The organism is Actinomadura macra NBRC 14102 (genome assembly GCF_001552215.1).
In the GTDB taxonomy this organism is placed as follows: Bacteria; Actinomycetota; Actinomycetes; order Streptosporangiales; family Streptosporangiaceae; genus Spirillospora; species Spirillospora macra.
In genome coordinates this window covers 577,642-594,751 of the sequence record NZ_BCQT01000011.1, presented here as the reverse complement: position 1 = coordinate 594,751, position 17,110 = coordinate 577,642, and the positions used below count along the sequence as shown (strand labels likewise).

At 71.7% G+C, this 17,110-nt stretch carries 14 protein-coding genes; 3 read left to right on the top strand and 11 right to left on the bottom strand.

Annotated elements, in window-relative coordinates:
- Nucleotides 1-46: 46 nt before the first annotated feature.
- The 8 genes from mrdA to AMA02S_RS22275 all read right to left on the bottom strand — a co-directional run bounded on the left by mrdA (nt 47) and on the right by AMA02S_RS22275 (nt 8,843).
- Nucleotides 47-2,119 (bottom strand): penicillin-binding protein 2, encoded by a 2,073-nt coding sequence (mrdA, locus tag AMA02S_RS22310; RefSeq protein ID WP_067461269.1) that lies wholly within the window; start codon nt 2,117-2,119, stop codon nt 47-49.
- Complete coding sequence (mreD, locus tag AMA02S_RS22305; protein WP_067461268.1) at nt 2,116-2,715, bottom strand: rod shape-determining protein MreD; 600 nt, start codon at nt 2,713-2,715, stop codon at nt 2,116-2,118. The genes mrdA and mreD overlap by 4 nt, the downstream gene beginning before the upstream one ends.
- A gap of 1 nt (nt 2,716) precedes the next feature.
- Nucleotides 2,717-3,733, bottom strand: coding sequence for a rod shape-determining protein MreC (gene mreC / locus AMA02S_RS22300; protein ID WP_067461267.1), 1,017 nt, complete (start codon nt 3,731-3,733; stop codon nt 2,717-2,719).
- Between the two features lie 34 nt (nt 3,734-3,767).
- Complete coding sequence (locus AMA02S_RS22295; RefSeq protein WP_067461266.1) at nt 3,768-4,802, bottom strand: rod shape-determining protein; 1,035 nt, start codon at nt 4,800-4,802, stop codon at nt 3,768-3,770.
- 228 nt (nt 4,803-5,030) lie between these two features.
- Nucleotides 5,031-5,441 (bottom strand): nucleoside-diphosphate kinase, encoded by a 411-nt coding sequence (ndk, locus tag AMA02S_RS22290; protein WP_067461265.1) that lies wholly within the window; start codon nt 5,439-5,441, stop codon nt 5,031-5,033.
- Nucleotides 5,442-5,549: 108 nt separating this feature from the next.
- Nucleotides 5,550-6,992, bottom strand: a complete 1,443-nt coding sequence (locus tag AMA02S_RS22285; RefSeq protein ID WP_067461264.1) for a hypothetical protein — start codon at nt 6,990-6,992, stop codon at nt 5,550-5,552.
- A 136-nt stretch (nt 6,993-7,128) separates the two neighbouring features.
- Entirely contained in the window at nt 7,129-7,467 is a 339-nt protein-coding gene (locus AMA02S_RS22280; protein WP_067461361.1) for a DUF4233 domain-containing protein, read from the bottom strand.
- Nucleotides 7,468-7,472: 5 nt separating this feature from the next.
- Nucleotides 7,473-8,843 carry a bifunctional folylpolyglutamate synthase/dihydrofolate synthase gene (locus AMA02S_RS22275; protein WP_067461360.1) on the bottom strand — a complete coding sequence of 457 codons (1,371 nt, stop codon included), beginning with the start codon at nt 8,841-8,843 and terminating at the stop codon, nt 7,473-7,475.
- 286 nt (nt 8,844-9,129) lie between these two features.
- Between AMA02S_RS22275 and AMA02S_RS22270 the strand changes: the two genes are divergently transcribed.
- Nucleotides 9,130-10,224, top strand: coding sequence for a folylpolyglutamate synthase/dihydrofolate synthase family protein (locus tag AMA02S_RS22270; protein WP_245667720.1), 1,095 nt, complete (start codon nt 9,130-9,132; stop codon nt 10,222-10,224).
- Here the strand turns inward: AMA02S_RS22270 and AMA02S_RS22265 are convergent.
- Both AMA02S_RS22265 and AMA02S_RS22260 read right to left on the bottom strand, forming a co-directional pair.
- Nucleotides 10,181-11,146 carry a hypothetical protein gene (locus AMA02S_RS22265; protein WP_067461262.1) on the bottom strand — a complete coding sequence of 322 codons (966 nt, stop codon included), beginning with the start codon at nt 11,144-11,146 and terminating at the stop codon, nt 10,181-10,183. The two genes, AMA02S_RS22270 and AMA02S_RS22265, sit on opposite strands and share 44 nt — an antisense overlap.
- 60 nt (nt 11,147-11,206) lie before the next feature.
- Nucleotides 11,207-13,852 (bottom strand): valine--tRNA ligase, encoded by a 2,646-nt coding sequence (locus tag AMA02S_RS22260; RefSeq protein WP_067461261.1) that lies wholly within the window; start codon nt 13,850-13,852, stop codon nt 11,207-11,209.
- A 217-nt stretch (nt 13,853-14,069) separates the two neighbouring features.
- On the opposite strand from AMA02S_RS22260, the gene AMA02S_RS22255 reads away from it, so the two are divergent.
- Both AMA02S_RS22255 and AMA02S_RS22250 read left to right on the top strand, forming a co-directional pair.
- Nucleotides 14,070-14,921: a sensor histidine kinase gene (locus AMA02S_RS22255; RefSeq protein WP_067461260.1), complete on the top strand. Its 852-nt coding sequence runs from the start codon at nt 14,070-14,072 to the stop codon at nt 14,919-14,921.
- A 38-nt stretch (nt 14,922-14,959) separates the two neighbouring features.
- Nucleotides 14,960-15,619 (top strand): response regulator, encoded by a 660-nt coding sequence (locus tag AMA02S_RS22250; RefSeq protein WP_067461259.1) that lies wholly within the window; start codon nt 14,960-14,962, stop codon nt 15,617-15,619.
- A gap of 105 nt (nt 15,620-15,724) precedes the next feature.
- Here the strand turns inward: AMA02S_RS22250 and clpX are convergent, their stop codons facing one another.
- Nucleotides 15,725-16,999 (bottom strand): ATP-dependent Clp protease ATP-binding subunit ClpX, encoded by a 1,275-nt coding sequence (gene clpX, locus AMA02S_RS22245; RefSeq protein WP_067461258.1) that lies wholly within the window; start codon nt 16,997-16,999, stop codon nt 15,725-15,727.
- Nucleotides 17,000-17,110 lie beyond the last annotated feature (111 nt).

Below are 17,110 nucleotides of genomic sequence, written 5' to 3'. Positions count from 1 at the left end.
GGAGTCGGGCGACCGCATCCACGCGGCGTCGGGCCGCCATCCGGGGTCACGGCGCGGCCCCGTCCGCGGGGGGCTTCGGGAGGTCGGACGGAAGCCTGCCGTCCCTGAGGAGGGGCTTTTTGTCCTTCGTCCCGTACATGGCCTCCCAGATCGCGCGGACGGCGGGCGCCGCCGTGGAGGCGCCGGTACCGCCCTGTGCGACCATCGCGACCACCGCGAAGCGGGGCTTGCCGGCCGGCCCGAACGAGGCGAACCACGAGGTGTCGGCCTTGCCGAAGACCTCGGCAGTGCCGGTCTTGCCCGCGACGTCGACCCGTTTGAAGTCGAATCCGGAGAAGGCTCCGGCGGCCGTGCCCTTCTTGGTCACGTCGGCCAGGCCACTGCGGATGTACTTGAGGATCTTCGAATCGACCGGCAGTCTCGGCTCGGGCGGGTCGGGGATCCGGCGGACGAGCGAGCCGTCCGCCCGCATCACCGCGACGCCGAGCCGCGGCGTGACGAGCCTGCCGCCGTTGGCGACAGCCGCGTACGCGCGCGTGAGCTGCAGCGGCGTCACCAGGACGTCGCCCTGGCCGACCGAGAAGTTCGCCGCGTCTCCGGCCCGCCACACGAAACCCTCGGTGCAGTTCTCCGTGGCGATGGCCTTGAGGTAGGCGGCGCGGGCCGGGTCGGTCTTGGCGACGCCGGGGTAGCCCTCCTTGGCGCCCTTGCAGTCGGCCTTCTTGGTGGCGTTCCAGTAGCTGCGCTTCCAGCCCCGGTCGGGGATGCGGCCCGGCGTCTCGCTCGGCAGGTCGATACCGGTGCGGGCCCCGAAGCCGAAGCTGCGCGCCATCCCCACCATCGGGTCGGACGGGCTCTTGCGCGGCTTCATGGCGCCGTCGCGGAGCCACTCCTCGTAGGCGAACTTGTAGAAGATGGTGTCGCACGACACCACCAGCGCCTGGTGGAGGTTCATGTTGCCGTGGCCCTGGCCCTCGAAGTTCGTGAACGCGCGGCTTCCGACGTTGTACGACCCGGGGCAGGGGTAGATGCCGTTCAACGGGTACCCGTCCTTCACCGCGGCGGACACCGAGGAGATCTTGAAGGTGGACCCGGGCGCGAACTGCCCCTCGGTGACGCGGGAGATCAGCGGCTCGCCCTTCTTCTTGCCGAGCAGCCCGTCGTACTCGTCCTGGGAGATGCCGCCGGTCCAGATCGCCGGATCGTAGGTTGGGTAGCTGGCCATCGCGACCACCCGGCCGGTCTGCACGTCCATGACGACCGCGGCGCCGGCGTCGGCCTTGTTGCCGGCCTTGCGGGCACCGTCGATGGCGGCCTGGAGCGCCTTCTCCGCCGCACCTTGCACACCGGCGTCGATGCTGGTGACGAGGTTGCCGCCGGTCGCCGGCGCCTTCTCCGCCGCGGTGCCGGTGACGCGGCCCTGGCTGTCGACGAGCACCTTGCGGAAGCCCGGCTCGCCGCGCAGGTCGCCGTCGTACTGCGCCTCCAGGCCGGCGCGCCCGATCAGGTCGACCCCGCTGTAGCCGGTGACCTTGAGGCCCTTGCGCTTGTCGAGCTCCTCCTGCGTGATCGGCTGGAGGTAGCCGAGCGTCTGCGCGGCCCCCGCGCCCTCGGGGCGCGGGTAGTCCCGGACGGCCTGGACCTGGGCGGTCACACCGGGGAAGTCCTCCTGCCGCTCCATGATCTGCAGAGCGCGCTTGGGGTCGACGCGGTCGTCCACGGGGATCGGCTGGTAGGGCGAGCCGGGCCAGCAGGGCCGCTTGATGCCGGGCCCGCACAGCCTGATCCGCTTGAGGATCTCGTCCTGGCTGGTGCCGAGCACCGCGGCGAGCCGCTTCAGGACGCCGGTGCCCTTGTCCTTCTGCCGTGCCAGCGAGGTGCGGTCGACCGAGACCACGAGCGCGCTGCGGTTGCGGACGAGCGGACGGCCCTGGTTGTCCAGGATCATGCCGCGGATGGCGGGGACGACGATGTCGCGGGTGCGGTTCTGCGCCGCGATCTCCTGGTAGTGGGTGCCTTCAAGGACCTGGAGCGACCACAGCCGCCCGACGAGGACCAGCAGCAGCGCACCGACGAGGACGTACAGGACGACGAGCCGGAAGTGCGTCTTGGAGTTCACAGGCTCCCGCTCCGCCCCGACATCGCGCGGTAACGGGCGGCCGGCACCGACAGCCGATCCCCGCGCGCGCGTTCGCCGCGTTCGTACCGGCGGGTGACGCGCAGCACCGCCCACACGATGAAGGGGCTGGCGATGACGTCGTAGACGACCTGGAGCGGCACCATGCTGGACACGGTGTCCCATTCGGCTCGCGGGTCGCCGAGGATCATCCCGGTCGCCGCGTACAGCACGGTGCCCGCGAGGGCCCCGGCGGCGACGGCGAAGAACGGGACGGCCGACTGCCGGTCCATCTCGGCGGACGCGATCCCGCACAGGTAGCCGATGAGGCAGTAGACCAGCGCGTAGCGTCCGAGGGTGTGGTCGGAGGGCGGGATGATGTCGGCGGCCAGGCCCGCCAGGAACCCGGCGACCATGCCCGTCATCGAGCCGTTGACGAGCGCGAGCGCCACCACGGCCAGCAGGACGAGATCGGGCTGCACGCCGCCGGGCGTCGGCAGCCGGTTGGCCACCGAGACCTGGAGGATCAGCACCACCGCGATCACCACGCCGGCCATCACGTTGCGTCCTGTCGACGACGCCTCCGGTGCGTTCAGCACGTCAGTCCCCCGTGGTCGGTCTCGTGGTCGGGCTCTTGGTGCCGCGCGGTCGAGCCTTCCGGCTCGACTCCGGGCTCGCGGACGGTGACGCGCCGGGGCTCGGCGTGCCGCTCGGTTTCGGTGTCGGGGCCGGTGGCGGGGTCGGCTTCGGTGGCAGCACCGCGTCCCGCGGGTCGGTCTTCGGCGGCGCCACGACCACGGCGACCACGTCCAGGCTGGTGAACCGGACGAACGGCCGGACGTAGGCGGTGCGGGTCAGGCCGCCGCTGGCGCTGTCGATCCGCTCGACCACGCCGATGGGGACGCCCGGCACGTACGGCCGTTCGCCCTGCGATCCGAGCGTGACGACCCGCTGCCCGACGCGCATCGGGGCCGCGGCGTCCAGGAGTTGGAAGCGCAGGGGGCTGCCGCCGTTGCCGAGGCCGCGGCGGCCTCGGCCCTCCACGATCCCGATCTCCTTGGAGTCCTCCAGGCGGGAGCCGATCGAGGACGTCTGGTCGGTGGCGAGCAGGACGGTCGCGGTCGCGGGCCCGACGCGGGTGACGCGGCCGACGAGCCCCTCGGCGCTCATCACGGTCATGTCGGTCCTGATGCCGTTGCGGCTGCCGACGTCGATGGTGACGGTGTCCTCGAAGCCCTGCCCCGCGGAGATCACCTGCGCGGCGCGGATCTTGTAGCCGCCCATCCCGGCGGTGCCGAGCAGCCGCTGGAGCTGGGCGGAGCGGTCCTGGTCGAGCCGGCCCGCGCGCAGTTGCTCGCGCAGCTTCTGGTTCTCGCGTTCGAGCCGGTCGGCGCGCCGCCGTTCGCCGGGCGCGTCGGTGATCGCGTCGAAGGTGTTGCCGACCGGCCGGACGACCGACGCCGAGGCGCGCTCGACCGGGCCGAACACCGCCGCGCCGATCCCGCGCAGGCCGCGCAGCGGAGAGTGCTCGCCGCCGCGGTAGTCAATGGTGATCATGGCGAGCGCCGTGATGAGCAGCGCGCCGAGGACCACGCGGGTGCGCCGGGTGTCCTTCACCCACCGACCTCCCGTTCCTAGTTTCGCCGGGAGCTCAGTGCCGCGGCTCCGGGACGAGCACCTGCCGAAGGGACTCGAAGTCCTCGACGCATTTGCCGGTGCCGAGGACGACCGAGTCGAGCGGGTTGTCCACGAGGTGGATCGGCATGCCGGTCTCCTCGCGGAGCCGCTCGTCGAGGTTCTTCAGCAGGGCTCCGCCGCCGGTGAGGGCGATCCCACGGTCCATGATGTCGCCGGACAGCTCGGGCGGGCACTTGTCGAGGGTCGTCTTCACCGCGTCCACGATGGAGTTGACCGGCTCCTCGATGGCCCGCCGCACCTCCTCGGCGGAGATCACGACGGTCTTCGGAAGCCCGCTGACCAGGTCGCGGCCGCGGATCTCGGCATGCGGCTCCTCGTCCCCACCCGGATAGGCGGACCCGATGGCCATCTTGATCTCCTCCGCGGTCCGTTCCCCGAGCATCAGGGAGTACTCCTTCTTGGAGAAGGAGATGACCGCCTGGTCGAGCTCGTCGCCGCCGACGCGGACGGACTGGCTCGTCACGATGCCGCCGAGCGAGATGATCGCGACCTCGGTGGTACCGCCGCCGATGTCGACGACCATGTTGCCGGTGGGCTCGTAGACGGGCAGCCCCGCGCCGATCGCGGCGGCCATGGGCTCCTCGATGATGTAGACGCGGCGAGCGCCGGCCTGGTAGCCGGCCTCCTTGACGGCGCGCTGCTCGACCCCGGTGATGCCGCTCGGCACCGCCACCACGATGCGCGGCTTGGCGAAGTGCCGGCGCTTGTGCACCTTCTGGATGAAGTAGCGCAGCATCCGCTCGGTGACGTCGAAGTCGGCGATCACGCCGTCCTTGAGCGGGCGGACGGCGACGATGTTGCCGGGTGTGCGGCCGATCATCCGCTTCGCCTCGATGCCCACCGCGACGATCTTCCCGGTGTTGGTGTTGATCGCCACGACCGACGGTTCGTTCAGGACGATGCCACGCCCCCGCACGTACACCAGCGTGTTTGCGGTACCCAGATCGACCGCCATGTCACGGCCCAGAAACGACAGCTTGTTACCCATGAAGAAAGGGAGCCCTTCATCTTGACGGGCGTGTATAGCGGCTTGTCCATCGTAACGTGCTCACGCGCCAGCGGGCAGTCACCCGCGGTGCGCGCGTCGCCAAAAAAACGGGTGCTGAACAGGGTGGTTTTAGTTAAACCGATGTGAGCCGGAGTGATCCGGCCCGCGTGTGTCGATCGGGCTGGGCGGTGCCGGGACGCCGCGCGGCGGCGTCCCGGAGGAAGATCGTCAGCCCAGTTCGGGGAAGAAGAGCTTGATCTCGCGCTCGGCGGAGTAGGTGGAGTCCGAGCCGTGCACGATGTTCTCACCGATCTCCAGCGCGAAGTCGCCGCGGATGGTGCCGGGGGTGGCGCTCACCGGGTCGGTGGCGCCGGCCAGTGCGCGGAACGCCTCGATGGCGCGCGGGCCCTCCACGACGATGGCCACGAGCGGGCCGCCGGTGATGAACTCGACCAGTTCACCGAAGAACGGCTTGCTCGCGTGCTCCTCGTAGTGCGCCTCGGCCGTCTCGCGCGCCAGGGTGCGCAGTTCGAGCGCGACGAGCGTCAGGCCCTTGCGCTCGATCCGGGAGACGACCTCGCCGACGACGCCGCGGCGGACACCGTCGGGCTTGACCAGGACAAGAGTGCGCTCGGACACGGATGATTCTCCTCAGGAAGGTCGGATCAGGTGGCGCCACCCCGTCCGGCGGGGTCCGGCCCGGCGTGATCCGTCACGCCGCGGCCTGCACACCACTGCGCGCGAATCCTACCGGCCGCTGGGGCTTGCGGACGCCTCGGCGCGTGCGATGGGCGCGGTCTTGCCCGTCGGCTTGGCGGCTGCGCGCGCGCTGGCCGCCGCAAGCAGCACGGCGCACACCGCCGCGACGAGGAGCCAGGCTCGGTATCCGCCGGTGAGCGCCTCCACCTGCCCTGCCTCGGTCACCGGGCGCCTGCGCAGCAACCACGACGACTGAAGCGACAGCACGAGCAGTTGCCCGGTGAGGACGGCGGGGAAGCACAGCGCCAGCCCGAACAGCGCCGCGCCGACGTTAGCGCCGCGCAGTGAGGCGGCCAGCGCGAGCCCGGCTCCCGTGCCGAGCGGGATCAGCAGGGCGAACAAGCCGGTGCCTGCCGGGGCGCCTGCGGCGAGGCCGAGCGGGAGGGCCGCGAGTATCAGCGCGTGCCCGGCGAGGACGGCCCACCGGGAGTCTCCCCTGGTGGCCGCGAGGGCTCCGGCCAGCGCGGCGGCTCCACCGGCGGCGAACGGCGCCAACGGGACACCGGTCTCGTCGCCGCGCACCTCCGCGGCCGCCGCGGACAGCCCCGCCAGCGGCGCCGCCACCGGGTAGGTCAGCAGCCCGGTCGTGATCATGACGACCGCGCATCCGAACGGGCTGCCCGCGGTCGCGTCCCGGCGTGCGGTGAGGGCGAGGCCGACGAGGGCGGGCAGCGCCAGGCCCGCCACCGCGAGCCGAGCGCCAGGCGACCACCCGCCCGCGGCGATGACGGCGAGGAAGGCGAACCCGCCCGCGGGGACGAGCGGCAGGACGAGCTGGCCGCGCTCGGCGCGCCGCAGGGCGGGCAGGGGCCGCCGACGCCGGTCCCGCAGGACGAGGAAGAGGATCACCGCGCCGGCGGCGGCCACGGCGGGCCACGGGGTCGGTGCGAGCGCGCGGCGCCAGTCGGGGGCGGCCGTGGCGGCGGACGGGAGCGGAACGGCCCGCAGCGCCAGCGGCATCGCGGTGAGCAGCGCGGCGGTGAGACCGCCGGCCCACAGGGCGGCCGGTAGGCGGCTTCGCCGTTCCCAGACCAGGACGAGCGAGCCGGGCAGGGCGATGCCGGCGCCCGCGCCCTGTACCGCCCGGACGATCCCGACCTGCGGCACCGAGACCGCGAGCCGGGCGGCGCCGAGTCCGCTCAGCAAGGTCAGCAGGCCGGCGGCGAGCACCGTCCACGCGGGCAGACGGCGTGCGGCGAGGGCACCGAGCGGGACTGCCAGCAGCAGCGCGGGGAGGGACAGGCCGGTGGCGCGCAGGAGGCCGGCGATCTGCCCGCTCCCGAGGCCGAGCGCCTCGGCGGCGGCGGGGACCACGTTCGCGGTGGTGTCGGGGACGGCCAGCACGGCGGCGGGCAGCGCGGTCGCCGCCGTCAACAGCGCGCCCGCCGTCGCCTGGCGTGCGCGCGGGCGTTCGGGCACGGGGAGGGACACGGCCGGCTCCTTCGGAGGTCGCCGCCCACCAGCCAACATTTCCCGAAAAGGAGAAATGCCGGAATTGGCACAGAATGCGGCCGGGAGAGCCGGCGGGCGGAAACGGCTCCGGGAATCCGGCGCCGTCTCCGTGAATTTAGCGTGTTGCGGAGGACCCCGCCTTGTGTCCCATCCAAATGCCCGTCGCCCAAAGCGCCCCGAATACCGCACCGAGGAAGAACATGGTCGGCACCATGAACCCGGTCGCGATGATCAGCACCTGGAGGACGGTGCCCGCGGGCACCGCCCACGGGAACCGCAGCAACCCCGCCATGAGGACGCAGACCACCGCGAGCCCCCCGCACACCAGCCCGGCGGTGCCGCCGTCCACCTCCAGCACGGTCACCGCCACCGGGATGGCGAGGGCGATCACGATCGCCTCACAGGCGAGCACGGTGGCCAGCAGGCGCCGGGCGGGGTTCGGGGTCGCGCTCATGGCCGTCACCGGCCCTCCGCCACGCGTAGCAGCGTCCGGGCGTCGCCGACGGTGACCGCGGAGCCGGTGATCAGCACACCGGCGCCCTGGTATTCCCCGGTCTCCTCGGCCAGCCCGATCGCCTGGTCGATGGCGTCGTCGAGCCGTTCCGCGACGTGGACGCGGTCGGGCCCGAGGATTCCCTGCGCGATCTCGGCCAGTTCCTCGGGGGGCAGCGAGCGCGGCGAGGAACTGCGGGTCACCACGAGCTCCGCCAGAACGGGTTCAAGCTGGTCGAGAATGCCCGCGATGTCCTTGTCCGCGGCGGCGGCGAACACGCCGACCAGACGGGTGAAGTTGAACGACTCGGTGATCGTGGCGACGCTCGCGGCCATCCCCGCCGGGTTGTGCGCGGCGTCCAGCAGGATGGTGGGGCCGGTCCGGACGACCTCCAGCCGACCCGGCGACGCCGACTTGGCGAACCCGCTGCGGACCAGCGCCGGGTCGAGCTGGCCCTCCTCGCCGCCGGTGTAGGTCTCGCCGGGCGCGATGCGGGTCGCGGCCTCCAGATTGATCTCTCCCCTGGTCGGTGCGCCACTGGCGAACGCCTCGACCGCGGCCAGTGCGGTCGCGGCGTTGCTCGCCTGGTGCTCCCCGAACAGCGGGAGGAAGACCTCGTCGTAGACGCCGTGCAGGCCCTGAAGCCTGAGCTGCTGGCCACCCACCGCGACGTCCCGGCTCAGCACGCCGAACTCGATGCCCTCGCGGGCCGCCGCCGCGCCGGTCTCCACGATCCGCCGCAGCAGGACCTCGGCGGCCTCGACCGGCTGCTGGGCCAGCACCGCGACCGCGCCCGGCTTGATGATCCCGGCCTTCTCGCCGGCGATCTCCTCAATGGTGTCGCCGAGGTAGCGGGTGTGGTCCAGGCCGATGGGCGTGATCACCGCCACCGTCCCGTCGGCCACGTTCGTGGCGTCCCACACGCCGCCCATGCCCGTTTCGATGACCGCCACATCGACCGGCGCGTCCGCGAACGCCGCGTACGCCATCGCCGTGAGGACCTCGAAGAACGACAGCTGCGCCGGGTGCTTGCCGTCGATGAGCTGGACGTAGGGCAGCACGTCCTGGAACGCCTCGGTGAACCGCTCCTCGCCGATCGGCTCACCGTCGATCGCGATCCGCTCCCGCAGCGTGGTCATCTCGGGGCTGGTGAACAGCCCCGTCCGCAGGCCGCGCTCGCGCAGCAGCGACTCGATGAGCCGCGCGGTGCTGGACTTGCCGTTCGTCCCGGCCACGTGGATGACGGGATAGGCGCGGTGGGGTTCTCCCAGGACGTCGACCAGGTCGCGGATGCGGTCGAGCGTGGGATCGATCTCCCACTCGACGCCGCGGCTCATGATCGCGCCGACGGCGCCCCGGTAGTCGAGCGGCTCGGTTGGCTGGCTCACGATGCTCCATGACTGCGGAAAGTGACCCTCAGAGCCTACTCGGCGGTGCCGGGGGCGCCGTCCCGGGTCGGACGCTGGAAACATGGGTGGTGTGGGTACCGACCGACTAGCCGACCGTGTGTTCTTCCAAGAGTGGGAAGGACGCGCCCTTGGCGAGCGCCGTAGCCTTCCGCGCGCGCGTGCGCTCGCGGAGATTCTGGATGTCCTTTCCTTGAACATTCCTGTTCTGACCGTCGTGGGTTCCAAGGGAAAGGGCACCGCCGCCACCTATGCCTCGGCTTTCCTCACGGCAGCAGGCCTGAAGGTGTGCACGGTCACCAGCCCTGGGCTCCGCGACGACCGGGACCGGATCAGGCTCGGTGGCCGGTCGGTCTCGGAGAAGGAACTCGCGTCCTTGGCCGCGCGGCTGCACGCGGGAATCGACGTTCTGCCACCGTCGGACGGCTACCTGTCCCCGGCGGGCCTGTTCACACTCGCGGGACTCCTGCACGCACGGGACACGGGTGCGGACGCGCTCGTCTTGGAGGCGGGGATGGGCGGGCGGGCGGACGAGGTGAGCCTCTTCCCGCCCGACGTCGTCGCGCTCACCCCCGTCTTCCTCGAACACGCCGACGTCCTCGGCGGCACGGCGGCGGAGATCGCGCGGGAGAAGACCGCTGTGGCCGGGCCCGGGACGCGGGCCGTCCTGTCGGCGCCGCAACTCCCCGAGGTCACGGACGCGCTGCGCGGGGGCGTCGAGATCGTGGCGGCCGGCGGCAGCGGCCTGGCCTCCCGGTTGCTCCCCCGCGGGCTGGGACGGGTGAGTGCCGAGTTGGGCGTCGTCGCGGCCCGCCGCCTGCCGGGAGTCCAGGAACCCCCCGCCGGGCGGGCCGAGGCCGTGCTGGGGTCGGTCGTGCTGCCGGGGCGGCTGTCCTGGCATCCCGTCCCGGCCTCGGCGACCACCGTACTGATCGACTCCGCCATCGACCGGGCGGGCGTCGCCGCCGCCCTCACCGCCGCCCGCGAACGCTGGGGGACGATCGACCACGCGGTCGTCTGCCTGCCCGACCACAAGGACCTGGACGGGGCGGTCGCCGAACTGGGCGACCTGCCGGTGACGTTCGTCCGGCTGCCGATGCCGCACCTGCGCTTCACCCGCGCCCTGCCACCCGCCTGGGACGTCGTCGACGCCGCCGCGGTGACACCCGAGTCGCTCGCCACCCTCGGATACCGCGTGCTCGTCCTCGGGACGGTCTACTTCACCGGGCTGGTCCTCGGCGTGGTGGACGCGCCCACCCGATGCCTGTTCAGCGCCGCGGCCCCTCCACGTCCTGCCGGATCCCGCGCATGAGCTCGGCCATCGCCGGCAGCTGCCGGACCGGCGCGGCGACGTTCGAGGCGACGACGCCGTAGGAGTCCTTGGTCGCCCACGCGCAGTACAGGTGGACATCGGCCAGCACCGCGAACGAGCCGCACAGGGCCCGCCCGCCCCCCTTGCCCGCGTTGGCGCTCTGCACGGCGATGTACGTCGTCGGACGGATCTTCTGCAGGAAGGCCGCCGTGTCGCCGACCGGGCCCGTCCCGCCCATGAACAGCACGTTCAGCGGCCCCCTCGGCTCGGAGGCGTAGACGCCCTCCGCGCCCACCGGCACGCCGCCCGCCCGGACCGCCGCAGCGACGAACGGATACGCCGAACTCACCGGAGCCGCCGTGGTGTCCTTGTGCAGCCCGCCCGCGAGAGCCGCCGCCGCGATCCGCTTCTTGGACGCGGGGACCGCCGCCGTACGCGCGTTCTCGCCGTTGACCTGCCGCAGCACCAGCACGCCCGCCATCGCCACGACCAGCACCGCGGCGACGCCCGCGCCGAGCAGCAGCCCGGACATCCGTTTGCGCGCCCCCTGCGCCGCAGACACGGCCTGCGCCGCCGGTCCGGGCATGGCGATCGCCGGGAGCGGGCCCGTGCCGTCCGGCAGGACGTGGGGCCCGGTTCCGTTCGGCAGGCCGGGGAGCGCGTGCGGGCCCGTCCCGCCCAGGACGATCTGGGGCCCGGAACCGTCTGCGGTTCCGGGCGACCACCACGGCGGCGACATGCCCCACGGTGGAAGCTCGACCTGTTCCCCCAACTCCGGCACTTCGGCCTGGGCGGGTGGCCCCGGCCGTTCAGCCTCTTCCGGCTGCTCCGGCGGGACTTCGTCGTCGACGCCCTCCGACACTGTCAGGTCGCCACCGGACGCGGAGTCCGGCACCTCGGACCGGGGAGGTGAGTCGGCCATTGCACTCCTGAGGGTTCCCTTGCCGGCCGGAGCCCGCGGACGAGACGGATCGTCGGTGGTTCAGCTCGCCGGCAACGCCGTGAGCTGCGCCTCCAGACGGCCGATGTCGGCTTCGCCCTGGTTGAGCCGCTCCCGGTTCTTGGCGACGACGGCCTCGGGGGCCTTGGCCATGAACGCCTCGTTGCCGAGCTTGCGCCGGGCCTGGTCGACCTCCTTGCGCGCGGCGGCGAGGTCCTTCTCCAGCCGCTTGCGCTCGGCGGCGACGTCGATGGCGCCGGCGGTGTCGAGCCGGACCGTGACGCCCTCCACCGGCAGGGAGGCGGTGGCCGCGAAACCGTCGCCGGGCGCGGTCAGCCGCAGCAGCGCGCGGACGCCTTCCTCGTGCTCGGCCAGTGGCGAGGCCCCCCACTCCAGCGCGGCGGCGACCTTCTGTCCCGGCTTGAGACCCTGATCGGACCGGAACCGGCGGACCTCGGTGACGAGCCGCTGGAGTGACTCGACGGCGGCCTCGGCGTTCCTGTCGGCTCGTCCGGCGTCGGCGGCCGGCCAGGGCGCGGTGACGATGGTGCCGGTGCTGTCGGCGCCGGTGCTGTCGGCGCCGGTCAGCGACGTCCACAACTCCTCGGTGACGAACGGGACGACCGGGTGCAGCAGCCGCAGCAGGTTGTCCAGGACCTCGCCGAGGACGCGGCGGGTCGCCTCGGCGCGCCCGTCCGCGAGCTGAACCTTCGCCAGCTCCACGTACCAGTCGCACACCTCGTCCCATGCGAAGTGGTAGAGCGTCTCGCACGCCTTGGCGAAGTCGTAGGACTCCAGGTGCGCGTCCACCTCGGCGATGACGGTGTGCAGGCGCGACAGCACCCACGCGTCCACCGTCGACAGTTCCGCGGGCATCGGGCCGCGGACGTGGGCGCCGTTGATGAGCGCGAAGCGGGTCGCGTTCCACAGCTTGTTGCAGAAGTTGCGCGAACCCTGCGCCCAGTCCTCCGCGACCGGGACGTCCCCGCCGGGGTTCGCGCCGCGCAGCAGGGTGAAGCGGGTCGCGTCGGCGCCATACCGGTCGATCCAGTCGAGCGGGTCGACGACGTTGCCGAACGACTTGGACATCTTCTTACCGTGCTGGTCGCGGACCATCCCGTGCAGCGTGATGGTCTTGAACGGCTCCACGCCGTCCATCGCGTACAAGCCGAACATCATCATCCGGGCGACCCAGAAGAACAGGATGTCGTAGCCGGTGACCAGCACCGACGTGGGGTAGAAGCGCTCCAGCTCCGGTGTCTTCTCCGGCCAGCCGAGCGTGGAGAACGGCCACAGCGCGGAGGAGAACCAGGTGTCGAGGACGTCGGTGTCCTGCGTCCACCCGGCGGGCGGCTCCTCGTCGGGGCCGGGGCAGACGACCTCCCCGTCCGGGCCGTACCAGACCGGGATGCGGTGCCCCCACCACAGCTGGCGGCTGATGCACCAGTCGTGCATGTTGTCGACCCACTCGAAGTAGCGGGCCGCCATCTCCGGCGGATGGATCGCGACACGCCCGTCCCGCACGGCGTCGCCCGCCGCGCGCGCCAGCGGCGCGACCGTCACGAACCACTGCAGCGACACGCGCGGCTCGACGACCGTGGAGCAGCGCTGGCAGTGGCCGACGGAGTGCTCGTACGGGCGGACCTCCTTGACGATCCGGCCCTGTTCGCGCAGTGCGGCCACCACGGCGGGCCGCGCCTCGAACCGGTCCAGGCCCTCGAACGGGCCGTGCGCGGTGATGACGCCCCGCTCGTCCAGGACGGACAGGGACGGCAGGTCGTGGCGGCGGCCGATCTCGAAGTCGTTCGGGTCGTGCGCCGGAGTGACCTTGACCGCGCCCGTCCCGAACGCGGGATCGACGTGCTCGTCCGCGACGACCGGGATACGCCGGCCGGTCAGCGGAAGCTCGATGTCACGCCCGACCAGGTGCCGGTACCGCTCGTCCTCGGGGTGGACGGCGACGGCGGTGTCGCCGAGCATCGTCTCCGTCCGGGTCGTGGCGACGACGATCTCCTCGTCCCCGGAGCCGTAGCGGATCGAGACCAGCTCGCCCTCGCGGTCGGCGTGCTCGACCTCGATGTCCGACAGGGCGGTCAGGCAGCGCGGACACCAGTTGATGATGCGCTCGGCACGGTGGATCAGCCCGTCGTCGAACAGCCGCTTGAAGATCGTCCGGACGGCCCTGGCGCGGTGCTCGTCCATCGTGAACGCCTCGCGCGTCCAGTCGACGCTGTCACCGAGGCGGCGCATCTGGCCGAGGATGCGGCCGCCGGACTCGCCCTTCCACTTCCAGACCCGCTCCACGAACGCCTCGCGGCCGAGGTCGTGCCGCGACAGGCCCTCCTTGGCCAGCTCGCGCTCCACCACGTTCTGCGTGGCGATGCCCGCGTGGTCCATGCCGGGCACCCACAGCGCCTCGTACCCCTGCATGCGGCGCCGCCGGACGAGGGTGTCCTGAATCGAGTGGTCCAGTGCGTGCCCCATGTGCAGCGAACCGGTAACGTTCGGCGGCGGGATCACGATCGAGTAGGCGGGCCGCGCGGGGTCACGGGCCGGGTCGGCGGTGAACAGCCCCGCCGATACCCAGCGCTCGTACAGCCGGCCCTCGACGTCGGCCGGTCGGTACTGGGTGGGCAGGTCGACGTCCGCGGCGGCCCCTTGGCCGCGCTCATTGCTGGGCTGTGTCACGACCGGAGATTCTACGGGGATCGAAACCCCCGGCGCGCACCTCCCACAGGCAGTCCACCCCGGCGATCGCGGATGAAACGAATCGCGACATCGCACTGACCCCGCGGAACGTTTCCCGTGGGCGTCGGGACACAGGTCACCTGACACCGGGTCGTCCCACCCGCAAGGCTGGCGGCGAACACCCGCGGAAGCGGGTGCGAGAGGGAGCGAGGACGGGATGCGAGCGGTTCTGGCACGCACAGCCGTGCTGGCCGGCGCGTTCGCCGCGGGGGCCGTGGCGGCACATGTCGCGACCATCCCACACCTCCTCCGTCTCACCACCGACCTGCAACGTTCCAGGGAACGGATCCTGGCCAGCAGGGAGGAGGAGCGCCGCCGGCTGCGGCACGACCTGCACGACGGGCTCGGCCCGACACTGGCCAGCCTCGCCATGTCGCTGGACGCGGCGCGCATCACCCTGGCCTGCGAGCCCGAGCAGATGGACCCGCTGCTCTCCGATGTCCGCGACCGGATCGCGATCGTCGTCGGGGAGATCCGCGACCTGGCGCACGGGCTGCGGCCGCCCGCCCTGGACGACCTGGGGCTCGTCACGGCCATCCAGTCGTTCGCCGAGGGCTGCTGCGAGCGGGTGGAGGTCCGGTTCGACGGCGACCCCCTCGGGCTGCCCGCCGCGGTGGAGGTCGCCGCGTACCGGATCGTCCAGGAGGCCCTGACGAACATCCGGCTGCACGCCCCCGGCAGCACCGCGCTGGTGCTGCTGACCCGGGACGTCGAGCTGCACGTGCTGGTGGCCGACACCGGTCCAGGGCTGCCCGAGGTCGCCCGCAACGGCGGCCGGCCGAAGTCCCGCCGCGGCCTGGCCGCGATGAAGGAGTGGGCGGCGGAGCTGGGCGGCGGCTGCGCGGTCACGTCCCGCGCCGGTGGCGGCACGATCGTCACGGCCCACCTCCCCCTCGCCTTCGCCGAGACGGTCGCCGGGTACCATCGGCCTTCGACGGGTGAGCGACCGCTGAAGCCGGCGCCGCGCGTTGCCCGCCCCGCCGAGCGGAGGCGAAGGAGTCGGTCCTGAGCGGATGCGAACGTTGGGCACTGAGCGGAGGCGAAGCAATGGGCACTGACGCCATCCGCGTGCTCATCACCGACGACCATCCTGTGTTCCGGCAGGGCCTCAAGGGGCTTCTGCAGGCCCTCGGGGTGGAGGTCGTCGGCGAGGCCGAGTGCGGGCCGGACGCGGTGCGGATGTCCGCCGAGCTCCAGCCCGACGTCGTCGTGATGGACCTGCACATGCCCGGCGGCAACGGCATCGAGGCCACCCGGACGATCACCCGCACCAGCCCGCGGATCGGCGTGCTGGTGCTGACGATGTTCCGCGACGACGACTCGGTGTTCGCCGCGATGCGCGCCGGCGCCCGCGGCTACCTGCTGAAGGAGTCCGGCGCCGAGGAGATCGCCCGCGCCGTCAAGGCCGTGGCGGCGGGCGAGGCCATCTACGGCCCGGAGATCGCGCGCCGCGTCCTCACCTACTTCACCGACATGCCCGACCCGCGCCAGGCCGCCTTCCCGGAGCTCACCGAACGGGAGCGGGAGGTCCTCGAACTGATCGCGCAGGGCCGCAGCAACGCCGAGATCGCCGGGACGCTCTTCCTCAGCCAGAAGACCGTCCGCAACCACGTCTCGAACATCTTCATGAAGCTGCACGTCGCCGACCGGGCCCAGGCCATCGTCCTGGCCCGCGAGGCGGGGCTGGGCGAGTCCACGCCCCGCTGACGCGCCCGCGACTCTGCCTGGCACGGGAACCACCGGCACGACAACGACCGGCACGACAATGAGCAGCGCGCCCGCGACAGGGTCACGGGCGCGCTGATCTCGTCGTCAGGCCGACTTCTCGCGGGGTTCGCGCTTGGGGCGGTCGCGCGGCACGAGCGTCGGGTTGACGTGCTCCAGCACGGCCTCACGCGTGATCACGACGCGCGCCACGTCATGGCGGCTCGGGACCTCGTACATGACCGACAGGAGCACTTCCTCCATGATCGCGCGGAGGCCGCGGGCGCCGGTGCCCCGCAGGATCGCCTGGTCGGCGATGGCCTCCAGGGCGTCCTCGGTGAACTCCAGGTCGACGCCGTCGAGCTCGAAGAGCCGGTGGTACTGGCGTACCAGCGCGTTCTTCGGCTCGGTGAGGATGTTGATCAAGGCTTCGCGGTCCAGGTTGTGGACGGAAGTGATCGACGGGAGCCGGCCGATGAACTCGGGGATCATCCCGAACTTCAGCAGGTCCTCGGGCATGACGTCGCCGAGGACGGCGGAGGCGTCCTCGAAGTCGGACTTGGAGCGGATCTGAGCGCCAAAGCCCATCCCCTGCTTGCCGACCCGGGACTCCACGATCTTCTCCAGCCCGGCGAAGGCGCCACCGCAGATGAACAGCACGTTCGTGGTGTCGATCTGGATGAACTCCTGGTGCGGGTGCTTGCGTCCGCCCTGCGGCGGCACGCTCGCGGTGGTGCCCTCCAGGATCTTCAACAGGGCCTGCTGGACGCCCTCCCCCGAGACGTCCCTGGTGATCGACGGGTTCTCGCTCTTGCGAGCGATCTTGTCGACCTCGTCGATGTAGATGATCCCGGTCTCGGCCTTCTTGACGTCGTAGTCGGCCGCCTGGATCAGTTTGAGGAGGATGTTCTCGACATCCTCGCCGACGTATCCGGCCTCCGTCAGCGCCGTGGCGTCCGCGATGGCGAACGGGACGTTGAGGAGTTTGGCGAGCGTCTGCGCGAGCAGCGTCTTGCCCGATCCCGTGGGGCCCAGCAGAAGGATGTTGGACTTGCCCAGCTCGACCGGGTCGTCCCTGCCGGTGTCACCCGACTGGATCCGCTTGTAGTGGTTGTAGACGGCGACGGACAGTGCCTTCTTCGCCGTGTCCTGCCCGATCACGTAGGAGTCCAGGAACTCGTAGATCTCCCGTGGCTTGGGAAGGTTGTCCCACTTGAGGTCGGAGGTCTCGGAGAGCTCCTCCTCGATGATCTCGTTACAGAGATCGATGCACTCGTCGCAGATGTACACGCCCGGACCCGCGATGAGCTTCTTGACCTGCTTCTGGCTCTTACCGCAGAACGAGCACTTGAGCAGGTCACCACCGTCGCCGATGCGTGCCACCCAACTGTCTCCTTTTCGTGGGGCCGCGCGCCTGAGAGATTGCGGCGCAGCTCGATTGCGTCCCGAAGCCTCTCGACGTTGGACTCGACGTTACCGTTTCCAACGGACTTG